The sequence below is a fragment of the Psychrobacillus sp. NPDC096389 genome, from assembly GCF_044762855.1.
In the GTDB taxonomy this organism is placed as follows: domain Bacteria; phylum Bacillota; class Bacilli; order Bacillales_A; family Planococcaceae; genus Psychrobacillus.
Genome location: NZ_JBIWFB010000006.1, coordinates 14,414 through 39,737, shown reverse-complemented (window position 1 = coordinate 39,737; position 25,324 = coordinate 14,414). Strand labels below are relative to the sequence as shown.

The following is a 25,324-nucleotide window of genomic DNA, read 5'->3' as shown; positions in this document are numbered from 1 at the left end:
AGCAAAGAATTCAGAATTGTTTGCTGCACAGGGACGCTTATTTTACTCTCAACACTTGTCCAATGTAAATAGTGTAGTTGGCATCCAGACCATTCCAATCCTTAATTTGTTGCACGGTACTTCCATAAGCCACACTTAATGAGTAGACTGTATCTCCACTCTTTACAGTATGATACACTGCAGTGCTTTTCTTCGGAAGATTGAAGGATTTTGCAATGCCATTCACATGACCTCGGGCAAGTGATTCAATAAAGGAGGACGTCTTCAACTTGGCTGCATCATTTGCATTATCAATAAATCCATTCTCTGTCAAAAGAGCTGGCATATTGGATTCACGTAACATATGAAAGTTTTCTTGTTTTTTACCTCGATCGGTATAATTCACAAGCTTTAATATTTCTGAGTGAATGTTATTTTGATAAGTAGTAGTGGGTGCTCCTACTCCCGGATATACATAATCCTCATACCCAGTTCCCCCACCTGCATTTATATGAACCGAAAGAAGGAAATCTGCTCCCCAAGCATTAGCTGCATTTGTACGTTGTGCCAATGTTAAACTCTGATCACCAGTTCGACTCATTAATATACTTACATTGTTATACTCAGCGACTAGAATATCTCTCACTCTAGTGGCAATTTGCAAAGTTAGATTTTTCTCCTGTAAACCATTTCCTGTTGCTCCTGGATCCGTTCCACCATGTCCTGCATCAATAAATACTTTTACCATCATTAATCCCCCCATTTTAGTTTTGAATTGCTAGAACAGAATGCTTATACTACAGTTTCTACATCACATAAAAATCACCTCCTTAAATGAAGAAGCGACCCTAGGGAAGCTTATTTTGGTTTGATATATTTCATGGCTCTTTTGCTATCGGCAAAATTATTTGTCGTAGGATCTTGAATAATCCCCATTGTCGCTAATAATCCAAACACTACATTTACAAAAGCAAATATCCATTCCTTCATTTCTTCCGTTAAATGAAAATGTGTTAAACCAGCTGCATGACCACCTATCAAAAGTAGTTCCGTTAATAATAGAATTTGGGCAATAAAACCTAGCACCCAGATTTTATTTTTAAAACGGACTTTCCAGTTAATCTGCATCGTTATTGTGCCTCCTGAACAATTTTAAAATTATCGATTCTTTTATGAGCATGCTTTGAGCTTTCTTCCACTCGTGCTACACGCTCTGCTATTACGTCCATTTGCTTCTCATTGGCTTTCAAATCGATTCGAATGGATTCTACTCCATTACTAATCGTGTCCAGCTTTGTTTCAATTACTGCCGTTTTCGCGGCATCTGCTTTCACATCTTTGTCCCGGTTACGACGAAATGTAAGTAGTCCTATTAACAAACCTAGCATCGTGCAGCCAATACCGATAAACGCCTCCATTTTGCACCTCCATTCAATCTCTTTATCAAATAACTCTCTTCACTACTAGGTGGGTTTATACGTCACTCGTACGTCATCTTGAAACGAGAAATTTGACTTTGGCTTTTGCCCGATCAATGTATTGTTGAACCGTTCTCTTCTTTAACTTCAGCTCCTCTGCAATCTCCGTAAGACTCATTCCGTATGCCATATGCATTAAATAGCATTGTCTTTCTCTATGAGAAAGCTCTACTAAAATGGTTATTATCTTCTGTTTTTGTTCTTCACTTAAACTAGTTTGTTTAGTATCCAATTCAATCGTTGGAAATAGATCCATATCCAACAGTGCACGGCGTTGATAAACAGACCTTTTATCAGCCCCATGAAGATTGCCCGGTCTTCTTCCTTTTTTCATCCATTCAAGTGCGTAAGACATATCATCAATCATGCTATTAATAATTTTGAGATCTGCATTATCTTTAGGATTTATGGGATCTAATCGTTCCTTTAAATACTCCAACTCTTTTTGGTGATATGAATATTCTTGTATCAATTTGTCTGCCCAATTTAACATCGAAAGTTCCTCCTTTTCTTTTTTAAGAACGTATAAAAAAAGAGGACAACAAAAGTCCAGCAAGATGCTGAAATCATTTGTTGTCCTCCAGATGACCGGTGGGACTATTATCTTTTTTACTTGATTTTAAAAATCCTCTCCTTCATTCCATTTAACACGCACGACTTTTCCTTGATGTGTTTTAATGGTCGTATCCGCGAATGCGGGTAACTCGGTCATTTTTGCTGTATCTTTACTAATTACGACGATACATGGATTCGGAATTTCTTTTGTATTGAGATTTATATTACCTTTTGCATCTACTTCTACGTCTTTCATTCTCATAAATATCCTCTCCTTCTCAAAATAAGAACATAAGTTCCCTTTTTAGAGTAAATCTATCATATTACTAACAGAAATATCTGTCAATAAAAAAGTTCCTAAAACGGAACAAATTATTTTGAATAGTTGCATTTCAGGAACTAAACATTTAGAATTCTAACTATAGATAATATGCAAGGAGATTATAGCTGTGAAGAACTTTGGGACACTATTAAAAGAGCTAAGACTAAATAGACAACTTACCATTGAACAATTAGCCAATTCTTTAAATACCAAATTTGGCAGTAAGATTAGTAAAAGTTCTATAAGTCGTTGGGAGAATGGAGAAGCAGATCCTAAGTTAGAATTCGTTCGATTACTTGCTGATTTTTTTCAAGTGCCTGGCCAATACTTCTTAGGAGAAGACGCTGAAAAAAGATTGGACAGCCCGAAAGTTGTAACTATTGCGGCGCATATTGATGATGATGTCACAGAAGAAGAAATGGAAGATATTAAGAAATATATTGAATTTATTAAATCGCAACGTGGATAAATGAGGTGTATACATGGAGTATGAACGACTGATAATGGAGTATCCGCAGGTTAAAATTATTGAAAAGGCATTACCTAAAGGTCTCCCTGGTTTATATTACGATAACGTGATTGAAATTGATAAATTCAAAAACAAATATGAAAAGCATTGTATTTTAGCAGAAGAGCTTGGTCATTACGAGACTACCTATGGAGACATTACAGACTTAAAGGATATGAGAAGCGTAAAATTAGAGCAAATTGCCCGGAGATGGGGTTATGAAAAAATCGTTTCTTTGGATCGACTGATTGATTGTTATGAAAGAGGACAAACAACACTAGAAGAAGTATGTCTAAATTTGGAAGTAACTCCGGAGTATTTGAAAAACGTCATTGATTATTATATCGAAAAATATGGGATTTATAAATTATACAAAGAATATAAAATTAACTTCGACCCACTCAATGTTAATAAGAGAAGAAAATAAGATTAAGTTGAACTTCTAAATAATAAAGGATGACTTAAAAGCTATGCGACCTTTAAGCCATCCTTCCTTTCTTTTTGAGAATAGAAAAAGAGAAATTTTATTTATTTAATAGTGACTTTCCTGTTTCATAATACACTTCTTTCACTTGCCCCGGCACCATTCCTCCGCCAGTTGCCCATGCGATATGTGTGGCATTTTTCAAATTAACTTCGTTTTCTGCTAGATGAATCGGACCAGCCATGCCGGCTAATGCAGAAGGTTCAAGGTAAATTTTTTCCGTGTCTGCAAGAAGGGCAAGCAATGTGTACATTTTTTCATCACTGATTGTATAGCATCCACTTAACAGTTGCTCTACCGTTTTACCAACAAATCCAGAAGGTCTACCAACTGCAAGTCCGTCCGCATCGGTTTTATTGTCTAGGCCAATCTCATCAACCGCAATATTTTCATGTAATCCTGTCATCATTCCAAGCAACATACAAGGAGAAGGAGTCGGTTCGGCAAAGTAACAATGAACATTATCTCCAAACAGAAGTTTTAAGCCGAATGCCACACCTCCAGGTCCACCGCCAACCCCGCAAGGTAAATAGACAAACAATGGATTGTTTTCATCTACTTTTTTCCCTAACTGCTCCAGCTGATTTTTTAATCTACTAGCTGCAACTGCGTAGCCCATAAATAAGTCCGTAGAGTTTTCGTCATCGATAAAAAAGCATGTCGGATCTTTTTCCGCTTGTTTTCTACCCTCTTCCACTGCAACACTGTAGTCGGAAGCGTATTCGATCACTTCTACCCCTTTGTCACGAAGCATATCTTTTTTCCACTGCTTTGCATCACTCGACATATGAACGGTCACGCGGAATCCGAGTTTCGCACTCATTATTCCAATGCTTAAACCTAAGTTGCCTGTTGAACCAACTGCAATGGAATACCCCGCGAAAAATTCTTGCATTTCTTTATTTGCAAGAATTGCATAGTCGTCAGTTTCCGTTAATAAACCTTCTCGAATGGCAAGCGTCTCCGCAATTTTCAGCACTTCATAAATGCCACCGCGCGCCTTAATAGAACCAGAAATAGGTAGGTTATTATCGCATTTTAATAAAAGCTCTCCGTCGAAGTCCTTTTGAAATAAATCTTTCATCGCAGTAGCCATTTGTGGAATTGCTACAAGTGGAGATTCGATGATCCCACCCGTTTTCCCAGTTTCAGGAAAAGCGATTTGTAGGTAAGACGCAAATCGATCTAGTCGATCACTTGCGTCTTGAACCATCTCACTTGTGACAGTTAAGTTTTTTAGTGCTTCTTCTGTATTTTTCAAATTTGGATTAAACCAAATTACTTCTTCTTTATTTTTCATCTTTCCTATCAATGGATATTGCTCCATTATTTTTTCTTTAGTCATAGCTGGCTGATCCTTTCTTTTATAAGCTGTACACATGTGTTACATCTGGTGAACGCTCATCAAATTGGAATCCATTAGCCCGATAAAAGGCATCTGCTTTTGCCGATTCCGTTTTCGTCGTAATTTCGTTGAACTGTTCTCTAGCATGGACGAAAATGGCGTTAAAAAGTTCACTTCCGATTCCTTTTCTACGATAGTTTGGCAGTGTATAAGCCCTTTGTAACCTTGCAGCGTCCTTGCTCTTTGAATTTCGATTTATCCCACCAATGGCCACAAGCTCTTCCCCGTCCCATGCACCGAAAAGTGCTTCTCCTTGTTCACTAAATCGATTCGTACCATCTTCATATTCAGTCGCTAGCCTAGAGACGAAACGGTACCCTTCTTTTTCGCTTTCTTGAATTAGTTTGGATACGTCTACATCATTTAAATCAGAAATCTTTCTCACTTCAATTGCCATATACGCTCCCCCATTCCTTTTTTAAAAACCAACTCTATAACAATATTCGGTATATGTAAGCGATTTCCCTCTATATTAAACCAAAACAAACTTCATAAAAAAATGTTACAGGATTGTTACTGGTGCCTGGCACCAGTAACAATCCTGTAACAATAGGCAGCAAATAATAAACTTCAAACGAGTAAATATTACTTGAATATCTTCTAATGAATGAAGACTTTGCTCTAAATATTGGATAATTTCCTCCAATAAACCTTTAATTTTATCAACTAATAATTTAGGATATTACCTACCTTGCTACATGCTCTCTAAATAATTGATTTCTTTCCCTATTTGAGCATGTAGACTGGCTTGCTTCTCTGCTGTAAAACTTAATATACCTTCTTGACTTGCAATTTCTCCTTGTTCCATACGTTCGTCTAGCCAACTTTTAACAAAGTCCGGTGCATATCCCCCTGTACTAAAGTCTTGGGCAAGTGCAATGATATTCTCGTAATCCGCTAAATATTGTGCCTGCGTCACCTTCGAATTGGCGCCAGTGTACAACCAAAACTGGATATCATACATTAGCATGGATCGCTCATCTGCATGGAAAGCAAAATAGCCCTTGTCCTCTACAATTTGCGTACAAATTCCTCGAATAACCGCTTCCATCTGATTTTCCTCTCCAACTGTCTCACATAACGACTGTAGCAAAGGAGAGAATGGCGCATGTTTCACCATTTCTAAGTCGGTAAATTTATCTTGTTCTGATGTATCGAATATGTCCTCATTAACCAATCCCACAATAAAAGTTGCAAAACTTGGCGCAAGAAAAGTAATATGGTAATCAGCCTCTTGATCTACATGTACAACAGCGGGTTCCCCATCTGCTCCACATGCACGATAATCGAGCATAATGACATCGTGACCTGCTGATGGGCAATCGGCTATGACAACACCAATATTTGGGTAACCCCATTCTTCCAACATAAAACTGCTACCCAAACTACCACATAAGCTATAAGTTTTCTCGCGACCAATGCCCATAATTCCCGTAATTGCCACATGATCTTCTGCCCATGAAGTCGGCATAGCCGTTGGAAAACAAGTGTTTACTGGTACACCACCATTCTGTTGCTGCATTAACCAAATGTAATCTGCTGGTAGTTTATAACCAAGTTCCTCTTCTATTGAAGCAATCATTTCTGTAGTAGGTGGTGCTTCTACGTAACTTTTATTTGCATAGTCGCTTTGCTCCCAAAATTGACTGAAATCACGTTCATGAAGAGGTAGATGTTTAATATCCTCTAACGCACCCGTTATAGATTTCTCAATATTACGACAATAATTAATGAACTCATTCGCTACTTCGTTATCAAACCCTAATTCTTTGGCTCTTTCAATTGTAGCCATTGCCTCTTGCCATTCTTGCATATAGAAATAAGCATAGCCAACACGCCAATGCCAATCTGCATCTTGTTGCCCCTGTTGTTTTACTTCTTCCAACTGTTGTAGCGCTTCAACGTAACGCCCTAGATTATTAAGCGCACGTCCATAATGACCTACTATTTCGTAATCTCGCTCTGACTTAGGCAATAGTTCAATTGCTTCTACAATTTTGTCATGTTGATGATTCTCATACCATTCTTCTAACATATTCAATAATTTTTTAGTCATAATCCCACTCCCTCCTAATTTCCATGTCTCTAAATCAATCAACTCTTTTGCTTTCTTTTCTCCAATTCTAGTAATCTCAATAACATTGCAAAATAGCCCATACTTTATCAAAGGCTTTGTTTTTGCAGTCTTGCTCACGAATCCAGAAATATATTTTACCGCTGTCGCCCCACATATAGCCGAGATCATCTTCCGAATCAAGCTGCAATAGTAGTCTCCAATCTTTTGCGTGAGGTTCTAACTCCTTGCGCAAAGGATGATCATAGCCTGTTGAATCCCCGCAATATAAACCATTCGTCACTAACTGGCATTCTAAGTACATATCCCCTTGAATCATATTTGGATGACCGTCAATGCGATGTATCGTATGTTCTGTTTCCCCTTCATCAATCCAATCAAATAAGAAGTCATTATAGGCATCTTCCTGTTCTTCTGTTAAAAGGTCTGTTAGTTTTTGACCATCAGGAGATTCCCATGATGGTAATGTCCATTCGTTTTTAAAGGATAAGGCTGCGCTATTAATAGACTCCATTAAAGTGTTGGGTTGTTCTGTTCGTTGAAGTTTCGCTTGTGTGAAGTGGAAAACATGAAAACCATCTTCATCATTTGGATCAAAGCCCCAAGGCTGTTCCACAACGTCATAGAAAAAGGATAGTAGCCCGTCGGTAGGCAATAAATTATTAGAATCAAAGGGCTTTATCTCCGCTAAATTCAATTGGCAAAGAAAGTGTAGGAATTGTCCATTCTTTGTTTGCGGCCATACAAAATCTGTCGGTATATCAGGTGCTCCACCTATTTTAGAATGTCCGATTTGAATTTCCTTATCTACGGTAGGTGTCGCTATAGCGCGAATTGAATTTTTAGCGAATTGTAAAATTTGCTCCGCTACTTCCTTAAGCCCAAAATCATACAATGCTGCACGTAGTTTTTCCATATTTACATCCCCTTTTTTCTTCACCAATGTAGCCTATATTTAATCAAAATCGGAATAAAGAATATGTTGCTTACATTCTAAGCATTGAAATAGGTAGCCTTGATGTGAGCCATTGTTACGTAGGCTAACAGCTAATTCTTCATTTGTATAATGCTCATGTTCTACTTCCTCTGTGATCCCCATCTCAACGAGCTCGTCCCAGCCAACATAACCAATAAATGCACAATAATCTTTGCAATGGGCTATCCAATTATTACCCTGCCAACTAACATAGCCAGGTGTTCGATGCAGCACTTCATCTGTATAGTCCTCATTGCTGACAAGCTCTGGATTGAGTAAATCTTGTTGAAACTCTCCATCAAACTTTTCAGCAGCCAATCCACTATGAATACAGCTTGGACAAAGATATTCCACCTCCTCTACCGCATAAATCCCGCCTGTGTAATATATGTCTACTTCTTGCTCACAGCAATCGCAAACAACTAGTTCGCCCGTTTCGAAAATATTCGCTTGTATTGGATCCGGCATATATTTGAATGTTGGTAATTGTGTTTTCATCTCTGTTTCCTCCCGAATGAACTGTGTAAATAATGACTTAACATTTTTCGAATCGTAAATCCAATATTTAACAGAACATATTTTTTCTAATCTTTTTTATTGCGTGCATCCATGATAGATGTAAAAATTATGTATGTCTCGTCATACATACGCAAATTTTCAACTGCAACAGGCCAGGCAAAAGCTGTGTAAATAATGTCCTAACTAATGCTGTATTCAATCAATCTACTCTCTTACTTGTTATCTTCAGCTATATCTATGTCTTTATTATCTACCACATTTGTATCAGGGAATTGTTTAATAATCGTTCAACCCACTTTGTTTGTTCATCATATCGTTGCTCCCTAGAAAAGAACATACATTCCCACTTATACATTATATTATACAGAATATTTTTGAAAAAACATCTATTTATGAGAATTTTGTTTTCAGAAAATACTTTTGTCAACTGGAAGAAAAATAAATCGCGAGTTGTTTATTAACAAAAATATAACGCGCATTTTCACTAAGATAAAAATATCTTTTATGGTATTCGGGAAATTCACTCCCATTATTTTATTGAATGGAAATTATTCGAAGTGAAAAAGCTTATTCCGAGTAGTAAATATAAAAAAAATCCCGCATTGCTTATAAACAATGCGGGATTTCACTTTTATACTGTTTCTTTAATAGCTTCTAATCGAGCAGCTACTTCTTCTTCAGAAAGATTATGTTCTACGATGTAACGATTGCGCGGATGTACGCGACATTCGTGTGAACAGCTACGAAGGTGTTTGTGTTCGTTTTCTTCTGAGCATAGGATTTTGTCATTGCAGTCTGGGTTGGCGCAGTTTACATAGCGCTCACATGGTTCGCCAGTAAAATGATCTTTCCCTACAATGACATGTTCTACTTGGTTGATCGGCACAGCGATACGCTCGTCAAAGACGTACATTTGGCCATCCCATAATTGACCGCGAACTTCTGGGTCTTTTGCGTATGTTGCAATACCACCATGAAGTTGAGCAACGTCTTCGAAGCCTTCTCGTACTAACCAACCCGAGAATTTTTCACAACGAATACCACCTGTGCAATATGTTAAAACTTTTTTACCTTCGAACATTTCTCTATTTTCCAACATCCAGTCTGGAAGATCACGGAAGTTGCGAATATCTGGACGAATTGCCCCGCGGAAATGTCCTAGGTCAAATTCATAGTCATTACGAGCATCGATTACGATAGTATCTTCTGCTTGCATTTGTTCAAAAAATTCTTTTGGAGAAAGGTATTTACCTGTTAATTCATTTGGATTGATATCATCTGCTAATCCTAAATGAACGATTTCTCTTTTTGGACGAACATGCATTTTTTTGAATGCGTGTCCCTCTGCCTCATCTATTTTATACACCATGTCAGCAAAACGGTCGTCCGCTTTCATCATGTCCATGTATGCATCGGTTTGTTCAATTGTTCCCGAGCATGTGCCATTAATTCCCTCGTCAGATACTAAAATACGCCCTTTTAATCCAATTTCTTTACAAGCAGCAAGATGTTCTTGTGCAAATGTTACTGGATCTTCAATTGGGACATATTTATAGTAAAGTAATACTCTGTATGCATTTGTTTCCATTTTTTACTCCACCTTTTCAATTTTGTCCACCGTACAGTATAACAAAATTAAAGATGGATGTTAACTATTTGATTCAAATTCGAAACAGTCAGTCTTTCGTGGCCATCTTGCAAAGCTCTATAAAGCTTCTTTCAAATTTTTCATTATCTTCTTTCTGACGTTTTCTTGGTCCTTTTAGTCTTCCTCCAGCCTGCCTAATTTTTTTCGACATATGGCGACTATCTAATAGCTGGTCAATGTTTTCATGAGTATACCACCGTCCATTTTGATCGATTGCAAATCCTTGTTTAGCTAACACCATCGCAGCAAGTCCGTAATCCTGTGTTACAACGATGTCTCCTTTTTTCACTCGGTTCACTAGCACAAAGTCCACTGCGTCAGCGCCTTTAGAAACCATTACTGTCTCTGCACCGTCTCTTTGCATATAATGCGCAGTATCACATAGCAGTATCACTTTTAAATCAAATTTTTTCGCTACCGCAATTGTTAAATCCACTACTGGACACCCATCCGCATCTACTAAAATACTCACCATTTTACGCACCTCATCTAAATGTCCTTTTTACCTCATTGTATTACACACTTTCTAAGAAAGTACAATGTAAGAAAAAAGCGCCCATATAACCGGACGCTTTATCGTTCATATGCTCCTAAAATTTCTACTGCTTTTTCTGTAATGGATGTGTCAACTGCTTTATCAAAATCAACGTCTCCACTTATTGCGCCATTTGCTTTATATGCATCATATTGCTTTACAATATCATCTAAAAACATTTTGCCATCGGGATCTAGACCAGTTACAAATACTTTCTCCCATAAAGCCGGGTCTTTCAATGCGGTATGTTTGGTCATTATATCAATTATTTCATCTTTTTCTTCCCCTTTTATGAAGGCATCATTATAGTCACGTACCCCCTTTAAATACGCAGCCATAAAGCGTAAGGAAACATTCTTTTCTTCATTCATAAACTGAGGAGATCCAAGAACTAGTGCTATTTGGGATTCAGGTGCATAATCGGTCGCATCACCAAAACGTACGTGGAAGTCATTTTCAATTCCTTGCGTGATAAGCGGCTCAATTTGAAGGGCTGCATCGATCGATCCATTTTCAATTGCACCTAACATACTACCGAAGTCTCCAAGTAATACAAACTCTACATCATCTTGCGTTAATCCAGCGTGTTTTAACATTTCTAAGTAAATATATTCATCAATTGAGTTTTTAGAAGAGATAGCAATACGTTTCCCTTTAAAGTCTCCGTATTCTTTAATAACATCTTTCATCTGATTACCTATCACGAAAGTAAAGTACGATTTCCCTGGCACATTATGTCCTTTATCGGCAATAATTTTCACGTCAATTCCTTGTGCAATAGCGTTGAAGAATGACGCGGTCGATACGCCCCCTGCTATATCGACTTCACCAGATGCGAGCGCTGGAAGCATTTCATCACTATTGGCAAACTGAGCAAATTCTACTTCAATATTATAGTCTTCGAAATATCCTTTTTCTTTTGCAATATAAAATCCAGCTCCAGAGGCTGCACCATCTTCTGCAATTCTTACTTTCACTTTCTTTTCAAGTGGAGCCAAATCGCCTGATGGGTTGTTTGTATTTACCTCGTCATCAATTGCACCTGTGCTCTCCTTTTCTTTAGAACTACATGCACCTAATAAAAGCACTACTGATGCAACTAGTATGAACCAACGCTTTTTCACAAGCTTCCTCCCTTATCCTCTCGATCGCTGTACTTCTTGTTGTAAATGATTCCAAATTATAATGAATTGCTCCGCCATTTCCGCGTTTGCCCGCACTTGCTCCATCGTTCGCGGCCTTGGGATTGGCACTTTAATTTCTTTAACTATTTCTCCAGGATGTGCGCTCATTAATACGACACGATCGCTTAGCAATAATGCTTCATCAATGCTATGCGTAATAAATAACACCGTTTTCTTTGTTTCGGACCAAATAGAAAGTAATTCTTCCTGTAAAATGAATTTATTTTGCTCATCAAGTGCTGCAAATGGTTCATCCATCAGTAAGATTTCAGGGTCATTTGCAAAAGCCCTTGCAATGCTAATTCGTTGCTTCATGCCCCCTGATAGCTCATTTGGATATAGTTTTGAAAAATTACTTAGGCCAACTTTTTTTAAATAATTATTCGTTTGTTTTCGGATAAATTCTTTTGGCAAATTTCGCATATTAAGCCCGAATGCTACATTTTCTTCGACCGTCAACCAAGGAATAACCCCTTTTTCCTGGAAGACCATCGACTGCAATGGCCGAAAATCCGAATCAGCTGCTATGGTGAACTGACCAGAACTTGGGTGTTCTAAACCTGCTAATATGCGCAATAGAGTCGTCTTTCCGCAACCACTCGGTCCTACTAAACAAACAAATTCGCCTTCTTTTACATCGAGTGATACATTTTTAAACGCGGTTACACTATTATTTTTCTTGTAAAATACTTTTGTTAAATCTTCAATAGAAATCTTCACATCATTACTCATCTATTCACCTCCATGGGACAATTTTCTTTTGCAGCCCACGTAGGAAAAGGGAAAATAGAAATCCGAAAAAGGAAATGAGTATTAAACCGACGAACATTTCTTTTAACATAAATGCTTTGTATGAGGTCCATATTAAATACCCGATCCCTGATGTGGCACCCATCATTTCCGCGGCAACGATTGTAAGCAGTGCAATCGCCTGCCCCATTTGAATTCCTTCTAGCATGACAGGCAGTGCACCTGGAAATGCTATTTTAAAGAAAAAATCTTTTGGACTTGCCCCGTAGTTTTTCGCAACGTCTAAATGTACTTTTTCTATATTGAGAACACCTGCGACCGTATTGATGACGACTGGGAAAAATACGCTTCCTGCAATCGTTACTACTTTGGAGAAGTCTCCAATTCCAAAAAAGATAATAATGATAGGTAGTAGTGCTAGCGTAGGGATTGGCATAAGTGCCATTACAATCGGAGATATAAAATGTCGAATTGGTGCATACAATCCCATCAGTAAACCAATGACTATCCCCGGTATGACACCGAGTAAAAATCCTGCTGCAATTCTATATAAAGATACGGAAACATGTGTCCATAGCAGTCCGTTCGTTGCCATTTCGAAAAATGTCGTTACAATGGCAGACGGCGGTGGGAAAAATCGGATATCCAATATTCCCGTTCGAGAACATATTTCCCAAAGTAAAAGAAGTAGAATTGGTGAAATAATCGTTAATAGTTGCTTGCTCCGCTCTTTTACTTGTTGCTTTTTCCATTCCTGTTGCTCGGTTTCATAGGGATCGAATAGACCGTTCCCTTTTTCATCGCGCATTTTTCACCACCTCTTCTCCAAATAATATGTAGAATGTCGGGAATGTGTGAAAAACACAGAACAAAAGTGCAGAAGAGACATCGTACACATACTAAGGAGAAAGCGTCGTAGCGAATTGTATGAAGTGTCCGCAGGGATTTTCGCAGCAGGACGGACGCTTTCCGTGGGGTGAGTGATGAGCCTTCACCGCCGCGCCTAAGCGCGTACGTTGTGAAGTCTCATCTTACTCACTTAATCCCTTCGGAGTCGCCGCCCTGCTGCGAAAATCCAATGATAAAACACTGACTTATCAGTGTCCGAAATTAACAATAAGTGGTTGAATGAGCCAATTTCAACAGTGTGCGTGACAATCACAACTCCGAACATTACAATGCTCACCCCGAAAAAGAAAACATGGCAACTGAACACGACAACCCCAGTCTATCCGATACTAGCTTGCGTGCTCAGATGGCTTTATAACGTATTGTTCCAATAATATATAGAAATTATAGTCGTCTCACCCTAAGTAAAGAGCTGATTTAAGGATTTAGTTGCTTTCATCGGCTATTTGATTGCTCTCGTGAGGATTTGATTGCTTTCAGAATGGAAGTGGTTGCTTTCCATGAATGGTTGGTTGCTCTAATCCATTTACTGGATAAAATAGGGCCATAAAATGTAGGTAGCTTTGTTATTAGCAAGCAAATATTGGATAAGCAAGTGATTTCCATTGATTTTCGCTGCAAGCGTTGACTCCAGCCGAGGCCAACAGGATGTTGGTTACGAAGGCGTTGCCACACGATGTGGCGTTCTTAGCCTTTGTTCCTCTGACTGAGCAAAATGAGCCATCCCAACGTACGCCTAAGCGGCGGGGATGGCTCATCGCTTACCCGGCGGAAAGCGTACGATTGCAGCGAAAATCTTAGCGGCCACCTAATAGGGCTTTACGACGCACTATCCCTATATCTCGAACAATAAAAAATGTCTTTCCTTATAATATTTAAAGAACAATTATCAACATTTCTAAATTCTGTCGTTTCCTAAGCAGTGAGAAAAGTGCAGTCCCTCTTTTATGTAAAGAATTTGTAATTTTATCATTTTCATAATAATTGAAATTGACTAGTTAAGAAAAATTTGGTAAATTTATTAATATTTAAAGGGAGGGAATACATTTGTCATCAAAGGAGTTAATGTCGAGTAGGGAAATTCCATATTTTGTTTTAAGTATCATCTTCAGTTTGCTATTATACATACTTGCAATCGTCTCTTTGTTTGGAATCGCAATTTTATTAGTACTATTTGGTTTGTTACTCTACGCCAATGCCATTATGCTAGGCTCTATTCGTGGAAATGGAATACGCATTAGTGAAAAGCAGTTTCCAGACGTTTATGAACGGGTAGTTTCTTTAGCCACTGAGATGAATCTAAAAAAAGTACCTGATGTGTTCGTTATTCATTCGGAAGGTGCGTTTAATGCATTTGCTACAAGATTTCTAGGGAGAAATATGGTTGTCATTTATTCGGAAGTATTTGAGCTTGCTAGAGAACAAGGAGAGGCAGAGCTAGACTTTATCATTGCTCACGAACTTGCTCATGTTAAAAGAAGACATGTATGGAAGAACATTTTGATTATGCCAGCACAGTTTATCCCTTTTCTTTCTCAGGCATATAGTCGATCATGTGAATACACTTGTGACCGGGAAGCCGCTTACTATATACAAAATGGAGAAGCTGCTAAACGAGCACTTACTATTCTTGGAGTTGGAAAAAAATTATATTCGGAAGTAAACGAGGATGCATATCTAGAACAAATTCATACAGAATCAAATGTTGCCGTATGGTTGAGCGAAGTATTATCCAGTCACCCTCTGTTGCCTAAACGAATTCAAGCTGTTGGGACATTTATGCAAGTGGCAGGAACACCTACTTATTACTCCAACTCAACGAAGATTGCTCTTGGTATCGGTGCTTTCTTCGGAATTTTCTTTGTTGGTTATTTAGGGGTTATTGGACTTTTTGCAGCAGGAACGTTTACGTATGCCAGCTTATTTTCTGGAAGCATATTTGATGAATCTTCTACCGAAGAGGATTATTTAAGTACTGATTATTCATTGACATTAACCCCTCTAATGGAAGCTGTTTCGAATGGGGATGAGCAAACAGTTAGTGAACTGGTGGCTAGCAATGTTGATTTAGAAGAGAAGGATTCGGAGGGGACTACCGCCCTTCATTATGCCGTTTACGGCGACAATATAGAAATAGCAGAAATATTATTGATTGCAGGTGCTAATCCAAATACAATGGATGATTACACAAATGCGATAACGGCTTCATTGGAAATTGAAAACTTGGAAATGGCTTACCTTCTATATTCGTTTGGTGCCAAACCAACAAACAAGGGTCCACAAGGCTACTCTGCTTACGATATGCTAGGTGTGACTAGCATAGTAGATTTCTTAGAAATAGTGGAAAGAAAATAACAAAAAGGTGAGTCTTGTAAGTAGACTCACCTTTTCCTATTTAAGAACAAATTTCGTTCTACTATAACCTTCTTTGACTTTCTCCACTTCTAAAATAGCCGGCATAGATGCTTTTAGCTCGGTAACATGTGAAATAACGCCAATCATGCGACCTGATTTTTGTAAATCAATTAAAGTATCGATCGCTTTGTTCAATGACTCTTCATCAAGCGAGCCAAAGCCTTCATCGATAAACATCGTATCGATTCGAATACTTCCTTGGAAACTTTGAATGACATCAGCCATTCCAAGTGCTAGGCATAGAGATGCATTGAATTTTTCGCCACCTGAAAGTGTTTTAACATCTCTTGTTTGACCTGTGTATGCATCGTATACATCCAATCCAAGCCCGCTTTGTTTACCATGTGTTTCTTGTCGTTCACTTCGAAGTAATTGGAATTGGCCATTCGACATATGCTTTAACCGCTCGTTTGCAGCAGCAACAATTTGCTCTAAATACTCAATTTGCACATAGCGCTCGAACGAAATCTTTAAATGATTTTGTCCGCGGAGCATGTCATACAAATCGATAATGCGGTGAACCTCTTGCTCCAAAGTTGCAATCCTTTCGCTTGTAGCTGCAATTTTATCCTCCAATATTCGACCTGCTTTTTCAAATTCTTTTGTACTATTTAATGCAGTTAAAGCTTGCTCATACGTATCTTTTAACTGAAGGAGTTCTTCTTCTAGTGGTACTAACTCTACTTTTTCTTTCGAAGCCAATTGTTGCCTGCCTTCTTTTACCTGTTCTATTAATGTATGAAGTGTTTGTTTGTATTCGGTGCATTGCTCTTTTAGCGTAGTGCGATCTCTTTCTGATAACTTTGCTGCTCTATATGCTTCTATCGATTCAAAAGATGCTTTTATTAATGCTTCTTGGAAATTTTTATCCGCTTTATTTCGTTTTTCTTTTGTTTCTTTTTCAGTTGTTTCCGCATGTTCCAGCGTTAAAACTGCTTTTGTGCGCGTATCTAGTGCAGCTTGTAGCATTTTTTGTGCTTCTTCCCATGCTTGTTCTAATGCTTCTTTTTGTTTTTTAGCAGCCGTCAATTGAACTTGGAGCTCCTGTAAACTAGGAATAGAAGCTGGTATGGATGATTTGTTTGATGCATATACAGCTCTTGCTTGTTCTAATAGATTGTTTTGTTGTTGATAGTTTGTCTCTAATTGTACTTTTTCTTGCTCCAATTTTTCTACTTTTGCTAGCAAGTCTTTATAAGGTTGTTTCAACAAAGAAAGCTTCTTTTTTTCTGACCGGAGTCCGTTTACTTCTAATTGTAACTTCTCTACATCCTCCTGCAATTGGTCTACTTGGAGAATATCTACTTGCATTTCCTCTAAACGTTCAGTAAGTCTTTGCAATTGTTTATCTGAAGCTTCTTTTTTGGCACGAGTTGTTAACAGTTTCCTTTCCTGTTTAGCCAATCGTTCTTTTAATAGTTGTAATGCTTCTTCATTCATAGATTGTTCGTGTGCATCCACCTTTAACATATCGTGTTCTTTACTTCCGCAAACTGGGCAAGGTTCACCAGATACTAGTTTAGATGCTAGAATAGCTGCTTGGTTACTCATCCATTTTTGTTCTTCTGCAACATATGCTTCTTTCATCTGATCGAAAATATTTTGCTGTTGCGTTTCTTCCACTGTAAAGGCATTTCGTTCTTCTTCGTTCAAAACGTATTCTTGAAGCACTGTGTGTTGTGCTTGTATGGTGGATAGCTCCTGTACTTTTGTGTCGAGTGGCTCCACTAACTCTTCTAGCTTGTCTATTTCTTCTTTTTGTTCTGCACTTAATTCTTTTTCTTTAAAGAATTGTTCGGATTTCTCGTCCAATTGATTTTTTAACATTGCTGTACTTTTTTCAAGCTGAAGCATTTCTTTTCTTTTCGTTTCAAGTTCTTCAAATAAAGGTAGTAAACCGTTAAGTTGAAGAAGTGTTTCTACACTTTTTTCACGACTTTCTTTTTTATTTGCCTCGTTTGTGTACGCTACTTCTACTTTTTTTAACGTTTCTTCAGCGACAGTCTTTTCTTTATGTGCCACTTCCAACAACTTCTGTTTTTCATTCACTTCTAGTTGTAAATCGGTATAGTAAGTTTCAATTGCTTCTATCGTGGTTGCACGTTCAGCTGCTTCTAGTTGATGTTGTTTAGCATCGTATTCTTTAGATTGTCCTTTTAAGCTATCTAGTTGCTGCTCCTTTGCTTCTAACTCTTGGAATCGCTCGTTTACGGCTTTTGCTTCATAGTAAGCAGTTTGTTTTGTTGCGTGTTGAGTATACGCCTCTTTATATGTCGACTCGTCCAATTGAATCTTTTCTTTATAATAGTTTGTTTCTTCTTTCAACGCTTCAACTAATTGATAAGTGTTAAAACTGCTCGATTCAATCAATTCAAAAACACTAGATTCCCGCACTGGAAAGGAGGCTAAGATTTGCTCTGTGTATCCATTTCTCGTTTGTTCTTCTTTTTTAAGTTCTGCTTCTGCAACTAGCTTTTTATCTTTTAGTTTCTCGCTTATCCTTTTATACGGTTCTGTTTTGAATATTTTACGCAAAATTGCTTCTTTGTTTTCTGTTGTAGAAGTAAGTAGTTTTCTAAATTCCCCTTGCGGAAGCATGACGATTTGACTGAATTGGTCTAGTGTTAGTCCAATTATTTCTTCTACTTTTTTATTGATCTCGGAAACGATTTGTCTTTCGACTGCTGGAGACTCTCCTGTTTCCATTACTTCAAAAAATTCGTATCGTTCACCTGTCGCACCTTTATTTCCTTTTTTCACATGTGGAAGCTGTCGTAAAATGCGGTACTTTCGGTGATGTATTTCAAAAACTAACTCTACAGCTGTATGCGTATCATCTGTAGCAAAATCGCTTCGCATCATTTTCGTGTCACGTCTATCTTCGCCACTTCCAGAGCCGTATAATGCAAAACAAATCCCATCAAATATAGTCGTTTTTCCAGCTCCCGTGGCGCCAGAAATAACAAAAAGTCGATTATCCTTTAACTCTGTAAAGTCGATTGTCTCGGTAAATTTATATGGACCAAAAGCGGTCATTTTCAGTTGAAGTGGCTTCATGCCTCACTTCCTCCTTCCCGTTCTTCTATGATCGTTTGTCCTAATACTTCTTTAAATAACGCTTCTGTTTCTTCCGTAGGTATTTTCCCACTCACTTCCTCATAAAATGATTGAAATAGCGTAAAATCATCCATTTTTCTTCGAGGCGTCGTGTCACTTTCTGCGGAATTATTATGTTGGCGAAGTATTTTTCTTTCGACATGCATTGCATTCGGATAAACCGTACGAATTTGTTCCATTGGGGATAAAATCGGTGTTTCATCGAGCAGTTTTACAAATACGAAGTCCTCACTTATCGGCTGTTGTAAAATGTCTTGCATATACCCTTCTATCGTTCGCATATCACGTTTCGGAGTTAATAACCTTTTTTCGACCGTGGCATTGCCTTCTTCATCCAATTCCACAATAAAGAAACCTTTTTTATGATGCTCTTCAGAAATCGAGTATTTTAAAGGAGAACCCGCATATTGAATCGTCTCATTTAATACATAATGTGCCTGGTGAAGATGACCAAGTGCTGTATATTGAAAGTTTTTAAAAAGAGCTGCACCTACATACTCTGCTCCACCTATTGCAAGTGGCCGCTCTGATTCACTTGTATTTTCTTCTTCCTGCCCATGAGGTGTTACAAATGCATGTCCTACGAAAACATGTCTTTTCGTAGGATCAAATTGTTTTTCGATTGTTTCTATAATTGCCTTCATCGCAGTTTGATGGCTTGTCACAGATTCATTCTCCAATACATGGCGCACTAAAGATGGGTCTGCGTAGGGGATCAAATGAAAATGTACTTCTCCATACTCATCATTTAATATGACCGCTTTTGGCTCCTTCGTTAATTGACCAACTATATGTAAACCTGCTTCTTTCAACAGTTTACTTCCAAAGTTCAAGCGGCCGGGGCTATCATGGTTTCCTGCAATACTGAGCACAGGAGTATGTCGTTTTAAAATGATTTCAGCAAGTATATCATCTAGTAAGTTTACTGCCTCGGTAGGTGGTACGGCACGATCATATAAATCTCCTGCGATAACAACCGCATCCGGTTTTTCTTTATCTATCTCTTCTAAAAACTGATTTAATACAAATCGTTGTTCTTCCGTCATATATACACCTTGCACTAGTTTCCCTAAGTGCCAGTCCGCTGTATGAAAAAATTTCATTGAAAAGTCTCCTTTCGATATTCACTATATTTATTTTAACAGATGAAATCTCTTGTAAAATATGGAATCATCAAAAAATTCAGTGCACCTTATTGCTTGACATGGTATTATGTTTGTGGGAGGAGGATGTTTATGTCATCAGAAGCTTATCAACTTACGGCCATAATTATTTATATGGTTGCAATGCTAGTTATCGGCTGGTATTCGTATAAAAAAACAGCCAATTTAACAGATTATATGCTTGGTGGTCGTTCACTGGGTCCTGCTGTAACTGCTTTAAGTGCAGGTGCTGCAGATATGTCTGGTTGGTTATTAATGGGACTACCAGGAGCAATTTATCTAACAGGTATGGGAGAAGCTTGGATTGCTATCGGTCTTACAATCGGTGCCTATTTAAACTGGTTATATGTTGCACCAAGACTTCGTGTATACACACAAGTATCAAATGATTCTATTACGATTCCGAGCTATTTAGAAAGTCGTTTAAAGCAATCATCTCGTTTACTACGCGTTGCATCAGGTCTCATTATTTTATTATTCTTTACGTTTTATGTATCTTCTGGAATGGTAGCAGGAGGGGTTTTCTTTGAAAGCTCATTTGGACTTGACTATCATGCTGGTCTGCTAATTGTTTCAGCTGTTGTTGTTGCTTACACACTTTTTGGAGGGTTTTTAGCAGTAAGTTATACGGATTTCCTACAAGGTTTACTTATGTTCTTAGCACTCATTTGCGTACCTATCTTCGGATTATTTTTGACAGGTGGTCTTGGGGAAACAGTAGAATCTATTAAAACAGTAAACCCAACACATTTAAGCCTTTTTGCAGGAACTACAGTATTAGGAATTATTTCTACAGTAGCATGGGGTCTTGGTTACTTTGGTCAACCTCATATTATCGTTCGTTTCATGGCGATAAAGTCTGTCAAAGAAACGAAACAAGCACGTCGTATCGGGATTGGGTGGATGATTTTAAGTTTAGTCGGTGCAATTGCTACAGCATTAGTTGGAGTTGCCTACTATCAACAAAACCCGGATATGACTTTAACGAGTCCAGAGGCGGTATTCATCGCACTTGGACAAATTATTTTCCACCCATTTATCGCCGGTCTTATACTAGCAGCCGTTTTAGCAGCTGTTATGAGTACGATTTCTTCTCAATTAATCGTTACATCTTCTGCACTGATAGAAGATTTATACAAAGCGATTATTAAAACGGATGCGTCTGATCGAACATACGTCAATTACGGACGTCTTGCCGTTCTTTTCGTCTCTATTGTTGCGGCGATTCTTGCATGGGGCGAAAATGAAACAATCTTGAAACTTGTATCCTTTGCTTGGGCAGGTTTCGGTGCATCATTTGGTCCAGTTATTTTACTTTCTCTTTACTGGAGAAAAATTACTTCAACAGGCGCGCTATGGGGTATGGTTGTAGGAGCGATAGTTGTTGTAGTTTGGGGCTCAGTAGATGCTCTTTCAGGTACATTATACGAAATCGTTCCTGGTTTCGTGTTATCGTTAATCGTAACGGTTGTTGTCAGCTTAATGACATACAAACCAAATCCTGAAATTGAAAAAGAATTTGATGAAACTTTACGTTTGTTGAAAGAAGAACGAAAATAACAATAAGTAGCAAGCTGGCCGATTAATTCGGTCAGCTTTTTTATATATTGCGGAAACCGAGGGATGATATCGGATATGCTGCACTTAACAGAGATCATGCGTCGCAAGGTATCCGCTAGCCTTCGCGCTTGCCGCATCTTGCATGCGCCAACTCGTGTTTCACACGAGTGTCTTATGACTCATGCGGCCCGACACACTGCGGCAAATATATCCGAGCTAATTATCTGGAGAAGTTTACCCAATAAAAAATGCGCAACATTGACAAAAATGAGTCACAGCCATCGTCGTCTCACTAAAAGTAAACTTGTTGTTATAAGAGTTGGTTGCTTTCATATACAATTTAGTTGATCTCACGCCTATTTTGGTTGCTTTCGGAGTAGATTTAGTTGCTTTCCATAATCAATTGGTTGCCCTAAGCCATTTACTGGATACACTCCATGAAAAAATTAGCATCACATTTTATTTTTAGCGAGCTGATACTCAATAAGTAAACAATTTCTATTGATTTTCACTGTAGACGGCGACTCCTATCAAGACCAACAGAATGTTGGTCTTGAAGGTGTTACCACACGATGTGGCGCTCTTAGCCTTTGTTCTTCTGGGAGTAAAATGAGCCTTCACAAGGATGAAGGCTCATCACTCACCCCACGGAAAGCGTCCGTCCTGCTGCGAAAATCCCTGCGGACACTTCAGACAATTCACTACGACGCATTATACCTATAGTGTCTACTTGCTTTGTGCCTATATGACACTTGTCATACTTAAGACTTGACGTTTATGCCTACTCCTAATAACAGAACGCCTTTATAGTTAGGGTAATAATTCTCTTATAGGAGGAATACTAGTGAGCAGAGAAAAAACACTTGAATTACGCAAAAATGTAAAGCCCTTTGAAAATTCGGAGTTGAAAAAGAGTATTGTTCAACTTATTAATACGATTCCACCATTTTTTATCGTTTGGTTTTTAGCCTACTTAAGTTTAGATATTTCTGTTTGGCTAACAGTTGCTTTGTCAGTAATTGCTGGAGGGTTTGTCGTTCGTGTCTTTATTATTTTCCATGATTGTACGCATGGGTCTTTCTTTAGAAATAAAAAAGCAAATAATATTACTGGTACAATTATAGGAATTATTACATTATTTGCCTACGAAAAATGGAAGCGTGAGCATAATATCCACCATGCAACAAGTGGAAACTTAGACAAGCGCGGTGTCGGTGATATATGGATGATGACTGTGGATGAATATGTTGAAGCTTCGCCGATGAAACGACTTTCTTATAGACTCTATCGAAATCCAATTGTAATGTTCGGCTTAGGACCAGCATTATTATTTTTAGTAAGTAATCGATTTAATCGAAAAGATGCTCGTCCGAAAGAACGTAATAACACTTACTTGATCAATATTTCTGTCATTGTTCTGTATGCGCTTATGATTTGGTTAATTGGCTGGCAAGCATTTGCCATTATTCAAGGAACGATTCTCTTCGTTGCTGGTTCACTAGGTATTTGGTTATTTTATGTACAGCATCAGTTTGAAGATTCGTATTTTGAAGACGAGGCTGATTGGGACTATGTAAAAGCTGCAGTTGAAGGAAGTTCTTATTATAAATTACCAAAGGTTTTACAATGGGTAACTGGTAATATCGGCTTTCATCATGTGCACCATTTAAGCCCAAGGGTTCCTAACTATAACTTAGAAAAAGCACATGAATCGACTCCACCTTTACAAAAAGCTACGACGATCAATCTTCGTACTAGCTTACAATCTATCCGATTTCGATTATTTGATGAAGCGAATAAAAACTTTGTAAGCTTCAGAGAAATAAAACATTTACTCAAACAATCGAAACAAAAAGTAAAGTTAAACGCTAAAAATGCAACACTAGAAGGAAAATAATCTTTTGTAAAAACCATTCCATTGTAACGAGGAATGGTTTTTCATTTATAATGTAGGAAAGTGAGGTGTATTCGTTGCCAAAATGGTATCAAATTTTCCCTAAATATCCATGGTTAAGTATTTATGCATGGGTTGTTTTTTGTATTTTCCCTTTCTTTTTTATTTTTAAATCTAGCACACCGCTAGAAATTATCGTTGGATTAACTTTAACGATCTTATTTTTTATCGCGTATCGTCTATCATTTACTTCCACAGGCTGGCTTTTATATGTATGCGTGGCTGTTGAGATGGCGATTAGTGTAACGATGACACTCCTGTTTGGCTATATTTACTTTTCAATTTTTTTATCTTTCTTCATTGGTCATATACAAAATAAAATTAGTTTTTTTATCATTTATAGTATCCATATAGTTGCCATTATCGTTGCTGTCATTATCGGCTTTTTTCAGCAAACAGAACTGTTTCTATCCCATCTTCCTTTTTTAATCGCTTGTTTAATCGGAGTAATATTACTTCCTTTCAACACGTATAACCGAAATAAGCGAGAATTGTTGGAAGGACAGCTGGAAGATGCCCAGAAAAGAATCTCTCAATTTACCATTATCGAGGAAAGAGAACGAATTGCACGAGATTTACATGATACACTTGGACAAAAGCTGGCGTTAATCGGGTTAAAGAGTGATCTAGCAGGTAGACTTATCGAAAAAAATCCGCAAGCTGCTAAAAACGAGATTAACGACATTAACCAAACGGCACGCTCCGTTTTGAAAGAAGTACGCGAACTTGTGGCTGGAATGCGTGGCAATAAGTTAGAGGATGAGCTCTTTCGTGTTAAGCAAATACTGCTTGCAGCTAATATTTCATGCAAGATCAGTGGCTCATTAGAACTAAAAAATACAACATTACTTATTGAAAATGTACTGAGTATGTGCTTAAAAGAAGCAGTAACAAACATAGTCAAACATAGTGGTGCTACTGCTTGTTCGATTTTAATTAAACAGTCCGCGAAAGAAACATTGCTGAAAGTGCATGATAACGGGGCTGGGATTGATACAAAAAATGATTGGACAAAAGGGCATGGCCTTCGTGGAATAAAAGAAAGGTTAGACTTTTTGAATGGTAGTTTAGAGATCCACTCTAAAAATGGTACGACGCTTCATATACGCATTCCTATCGTCATTCAACAAATAGATCAGGAGGAAAATACATGATACGAATTGTCATTGCGGAAGATCAACGAATGGTACTTGGTGCTTTAGGTTCTCTCTTAGATTTAGAAGAGGATATGGAAGTTGTCGGTAAAGCAAGCAATGGAGAAGAAGCACTTGAGTTAATCGAACAGCTGCAACCCGATATATGCATTCTGGATATTGAAATGCCAATCAAAAGTGGTTTAGATGCTGCAGAACACTTAAAAAATAGTCCTTGCAAGGTCATTATTTTAACTACTTTTGCACGTTCTGGTTATTTTGAACGTGCTCGTAAAGCTGGAGTGAACGGCTATTTATTGAAAGATAGTCCAAGTGAAGAACTGGCCAATTCCATTCGTATAATTATGGATGGTCGCCGCATTTATGCACCTGAGCTAGTTGATATTGCCTATGAAGGGGAAAATCCTTTAACAGAGCGAGAAAGCCAAGTATTGGAACTTATCGCAGACGGAAAAAATACAAAGGAGATTGCAAGCGAACTTTATATTACAACCGGTACTGTTCGCAATTATATTTCGGTTATTTTGGATAAATTAGATGTTAGTAATCGAATTGAAGCAATTGCCCGATTTAAGGAAAAAGGTTGGTTTAAATAGTTGTTTTCACTGCTTAAAGTAATTACTTTAAGCAGTTTT

At 38.0% G+C, this 25,324-nt stretch carries 24 protein-coding genes; 7 read left to right on the top strand and 17 right to left on the bottom strand.

The annotated features are described in order from the left end of the window. Nucleotides 1-37 precede the first annotated feature (37 nt). The 5 genes from ACIQ38_RS15065 to ACIQ38_RS15045 all read right to left on the bottom strand — a co-directional run bounded on the left by ACIQ38_RS15065 (nt 38) and on the right by ACIQ38_RS15045 (nt 2,274). Nucleotides 38-727, bottom strand: a complete 690-nt coding sequence (locus ACIQ38_RS15065) for an N-acetylmuramoyl-L-alanine amidase (RefSeq protein ID WP_402824591.1) — start codon at nt 725-727, stop codon at nt 38-40. 110 nt (nt 728-837) lie between these two features. After that, nucleotides 838-1,107 carry a phage holin gene (locus ACIQ38_RS15060; protein ID WP_402824588.1) on the bottom strand — a complete coding sequence of 90 codons (270 nt, stop codon included), beginning with the start codon at nt 1,105-1,107 and terminating at the stop codon, nt 838-840. Nucleotides 1,108-1,109: 2 nt separating this feature from the next. Further along, a complete protein-coding gene (locus tag ACIQ38_RS15055) occupies nt 1,110-1,397 on the bottom strand; it encodes a hypothetical protein (protein WP_402824585.1) in 288 nt (95 codons plus the stop codon). Nucleotides 1,398-1,470: 73 nt separating this feature from the next. After that, nucleotides 1,471-1,950 (bottom strand): sigma factor-like helix-turn-helix DNA-binding protein, encoded by a 480-nt coding sequence (locus tag ACIQ38_RS15050; protein WP_402824583.1) that lies wholly within the window; start codon nt 1,948-1,950, stop codon nt 1,471-1,473. A 126-nt stretch (nt 1,951-2,076) separates the two neighbouring features. Next, entirely contained in the window at nt 2,077-2,274 is a 198-nt protein-coding gene (locus tag ACIQ38_RS15045) for an XtrA/YqaO family protein (RefSeq protein WP_402824581.1), read from the bottom strand. A 187-nt stretch (nt 2,275-2,461) separates the two neighbouring features. Between ACIQ38_RS15045 and ACIQ38_RS15040 the strand changes: the two genes are divergently transcribed. Both ACIQ38_RS15040 and ACIQ38_RS15035 read left to right on the top strand, forming a co-directional pair. After that, nucleotides 2,462-2,803, top strand: coding sequence for a helix-turn-helix domain-containing protein (locus tag ACIQ38_RS15040; protein WP_402824578.1), 342 nt, complete (start codon nt 2,462-2,464; stop codon nt 2,801-2,803). 13 nt (nt 2,804-2,816) lie between these two features. Beyond that, nucleotides 2,817-3,269, top strand: coding sequence for an ImmA/IrrE family metallo-endopeptidase (locus ACIQ38_RS15035; protein WP_402824575.1), 453 nt, complete (start codon nt 2,817-2,819; stop codon nt 3,267-3,269). Between the two features lie 97 nt (nt 3,270-3,366). Here ACIQ38_RS15035 and ACIQ38_RS15030 read toward each other — a convergent pair whose 3' ends face one another. The 10 genes from ACIQ38_RS15030 to ACIQ38_RS14985 form a co-directional block, all read right to left on the bottom strand. Beyond that, complete coding sequence (locus ACIQ38_RS15030) at nt 3,367-4,671, bottom strand: D-serine ammonia-lyase (RefSeq protein WP_402824572.1); 1,305 nt, start codon at nt 4,669-4,671, stop codon at nt 3,367-3,369. A 19-nt stretch (nt 4,672-4,690) separates the two neighbouring features. Further along, nucleotides 4,691-5,128 carry a GNAT family N-acetyltransferase gene (locus tag ACIQ38_RS15025; protein ID WP_402824569.1) on the bottom strand — a complete coding sequence of 146 codons (438 nt, stop codon included), beginning with the start codon at nt 5,126-5,128 and terminating at the stop codon, nt 4,691-4,693. A gap of 297 nt (nt 5,129-5,425) precedes the next feature. Continuing rightward, nucleotides 5,426-6,787, bottom strand: coding sequence for an SMI1/KNR4 family protein (locus ACIQ38_RS15020; RefSeq protein ID WP_402824567.1), 1,362 nt, complete (start codon nt 6,785-6,787; stop codon nt 5,426-5,428). 76 nt (nt 6,788-6,863) lie between these two features. Next, nucleotides 6,864-7,721, bottom strand: a complete 858-nt coding sequence (locus ACIQ38_RS15015) for a YwqG family protein (protein ID WP_402824564.1) — start codon at nt 7,719-7,721, stop codon at nt 6,864-6,866. Nucleotides 7,722-7,760: 39 nt separating this feature from the next. Then, nucleotides 7,761-8,279: a CbrC family protein gene (locus ACIQ38_RS15010; RefSeq protein ID WP_402824561.1), complete on the bottom strand. Its 519-nt coding sequence runs from the start codon at nt 8,277-8,279 to the stop codon at nt 7,761-7,763. Between the two features lie 652 nt (nt 8,280-8,931). Further along, nucleotides 8,932-9,888 carry an oxygen-dependent tRNA uridine(34) hydroxylase TrhO gene (gene trhO / locus ACIQ38_RS15005; protein WP_402824558.1) on the bottom strand — a complete coding sequence of 319 codons (957 nt, stop codon included), beginning with the start codon at nt 9,886-9,888 and terminating at the stop codon, nt 8,932-8,934. A gap of 88 nt (nt 9,889-9,976) precedes the next feature. Continuing rightward, nucleotides 9,977-10,423 carry a YaiI/YqxD family protein gene (locus ACIQ38_RS15000; protein WP_402824555.1) on the bottom strand — a complete coding sequence of 149 codons (447 nt, stop codon included), beginning with the start codon at nt 10,421-10,423 and terminating at the stop codon, nt 9,977-9,979. 98 nt (nt 10,424-10,521) lie between these two features. Then, on the bottom strand, nt 10,522-11,607 hold the full coding sequence (locus tag ACIQ38_RS14995; protein ID WP_402824552.1) for an ABC transporter substrate-binding protein: 1,086 nt from the start codon (nt 11,605-11,607) through the stop codon (nt 10,522-10,524). Between the two features lie 12 nt (nt 11,608-11,619). After that, on the bottom strand, nt 11,620-12,399 hold the full coding sequence (locus ACIQ38_RS14990) for an ABC transporter ATP-binding protein (protein WP_402824550.1): 780 nt from the start codon (nt 12,397-12,399) through the stop codon (nt 11,620-11,622). A 4-nt stretch (nt 12,400-12,403) separates the two neighbouring features. Then, a complete protein-coding gene (locus ACIQ38_RS14985) occupies nt 12,404-13,225 on the bottom strand; it encodes an ABC transporter permease (protein WP_402824547.1) in 822 nt (273 codons plus the stop codon). 1,148 nt (nt 13,226-14,373) lie between these two features. On the opposite strand from ACIQ38_RS14985, the gene ACIQ38_RS14980 reads away from it, so the two are divergent. Then, entirely contained in the window at nt 14,374-15,681 is a 1,308-nt protein-coding gene (locus ACIQ38_RS14980; RefSeq protein ID WP_402824544.1) for a M48 family metallopeptidase, read from the top strand. Between the two features lie 36 nt (nt 15,682-15,717). Here ACIQ38_RS14980 and ACIQ38_RS14975 read toward each other — a convergent pair whose 3' ends face one another. Continuing rightward, nucleotides 15,718-18,798: an AAA family ATPase gene (locus ACIQ38_RS14975; protein ID WP_402824541.1), complete on the bottom strand. Its 3,081-nt coding sequence runs from the start codon at nt 18,796-18,798 to the stop codon at nt 15,718-15,720. After that, nucleotides 18,795-19,961, bottom strand: a complete 1,167-nt coding sequence (locus ACIQ38_RS14970; protein ID WP_402824538.1) for an exonuclease SbcCD subunit D — start codon at nt 19,959-19,961, stop codon at nt 18,795-18,797. Before ACIQ38_RS14970 ends, ACIQ38_RS14975 begins: the two co-directional genes overlap by 4 nt. A gap of 132 nt (nt 19,962-20,093) precedes the next feature. Between ACIQ38_RS14970 and putP the strand changes: the two genes are divergently transcribed. From putP to ACIQ38_RS14950, 4 genes are all read left to right on the top strand, one after another. Then, a complete protein-coding gene (gene putP, locus ACIQ38_RS14965) occupies nt 20,094-21,581 on the top strand; it encodes a sodium/proline symporter PutP (protein ID WP_402824535.1) in 1,488 nt (495 codons plus the stop codon). A gap of 844 nt (nt 21,582-22,425) precedes the next feature. Further along, a complete protein-coding gene (gene desA / locus ACIQ38_RS14960) occupies nt 22,426-23,478 on the top strand; it encodes a Delta(5) desaturase DesA (RefSeq protein WP_402824532.1) in 1,053 nt (350 codons plus the stop codon). 74 nt (nt 23,479-23,552) lie between these two features. Then, nucleotides 23,553-24,689 (top strand): sensor histidine kinase, encoded by a 1,137-nt coding sequence (locus ACIQ38_RS14955; RefSeq protein WP_402824529.1) that lies wholly within the window; start codon nt 23,553-23,555, stop codon nt 24,687-24,689. Continuing rightward, entirely contained in the window at nt 24,686-25,285 is a 600-nt protein-coding gene (locus ACIQ38_RS14950) for a response regulator (RefSeq protein WP_402824526.1), read from the top strand. The genes ACIQ38_RS14955 and ACIQ38_RS14950 overlap by 4 nt, the downstream gene beginning before the upstream one ends. Nucleotides 25,286-25,324: the final 39 nt, after the last annotated feature.

Excerpts from the sequence above, each read along its gene's own strand:
- ACIQ38_RS14970 (WP_402824538.1), bottom strand. The coding sequence starts at position 19,961 with ATGAAATTTTTTCATACAGCGGACTGGCACTTAGGGAAACTAGTGCAA.
- ACIQ38_RS14985 (WP_402824547.1), bottom strand. The coding sequence starts at position 13,225 with ATGCGCGATGAAAAAGGGAACGGTCTATTCGATCCCTATGAAACCGAG.
- ACIQ38_RS15065 (WP_402824591.1), bottom strand. The coding sequence starts at position 727 with ATGGTAAAAGTATTTATTGATGCAGGACATGGTGGAACGGATCCAGGA.
- ACIQ38_RS15025 (WP_402824569.1), bottom strand. The coding sequence starts at position 5,128 with ATGGCAATTGAAGTGAGAAAGATTTCTGATTTAAATGATGTAGACGTA.
- ACIQ38_RS15010 (WP_402824561.1), bottom strand. The coding sequence starts at position 8,279 with ATGAAAACACAATTACCAACATTCAAATATATGCCGGATCCAATACAA.
- ACIQ38_RS15060 (WP_402824588.1), bottom strand. The coding sequence starts at position 1,107 with ATGCAGATTAACTGGAAAGTCCGTTTTAAAAATAAAATCTGGGTGCTA.
- trhO (WP_402824558.1), bottom strand. The coding sequence starts at position 9,888 with ATGGAAACAAATGCATACAGAGTATTACTTTACTATAAATATGTCCCA.
- ACIQ38_RS15045 (WP_402824581.1), bottom strand. The coding sequence starts at position 2,274 with ATGAGAATGAAAGACGTAGAAGTAGATGCAAAAGGTAATATAAATCTC.
- ACIQ38_RS14990 (WP_402824550.1), bottom strand. The coding sequence starts at position 12,399 with ATGAGTAATGATGTGAAGATTTCTATTGAAGATTTAACAAAAGTATTT.
- ACIQ38_RS14975 (WP_402824541.1), bottom strand. The coding sequence starts at position 18,798 with ATGAAGCCACTTCAACTGAAAATGACCGCTTTTGGTCCATATAAATTT.
- ACIQ38_RS14950 (WP_402824526.1), top strand. The coding sequence starts at position 24,686 with ATGATACGAATTGTCATTGCGGAAGATCAACGAATGGTACTTGGTGCT.
- ACIQ38_RS15030 (WP_402824572.1), bottom strand. The coding sequence starts at position 4,671 with ATGACTAAAGAAAAAATAATGGAGCAATATCCATTGATAGGAAAGATG.
- ACIQ38_RS15035 (WP_402824575.1), top strand. The coding sequence starts at position 2,817 with ATGGAGTATGAACGACTGATAATGGAGTATCCGCAGGTTAAAATTATT.
- ACIQ38_RS15055 (WP_402824585.1), bottom strand. The coding sequence starts at position 1,397 with ATGGAGGCGTTTATCGGTATTGGCTGCACGATGCTAGGTTTGTTAATA.
- ACIQ38_RS15015 (WP_402824564.1), bottom strand. The coding sequence starts at position 7,721 with ATGGAAAAACTACGTGCAGCATTGTATGATTTTGGGCTTAAGGAAGTA.
- ACIQ38_RS15000 (WP_402824555.1), bottom strand. The coding sequence starts at position 10,423 with ATGGTGAGTATTTTAGTAGATGCGGATGGGTGTCCAGTAGTGGATTTA.
- ACIQ38_RS15020 (WP_402824567.1), bottom strand. The coding sequence starts at position 6,787 with ATGACTAAAAAATTATTGAATATGTTAGAAGAATGGTATGAGAATCAT.
- ACIQ38_RS15050 (WP_402824583.1), bottom strand. The coding sequence starts at position 1,950 with ATGTTAAATTGGGCAGACAAATTGATACAAGAATATTCATATCACCAA.
- putP (WP_402824535.1), top strand. The coding sequence starts at position 20,094 with ATGTCATCAGAAGCTTATCAACTTACGGCCATAATTATTTATATGGTT.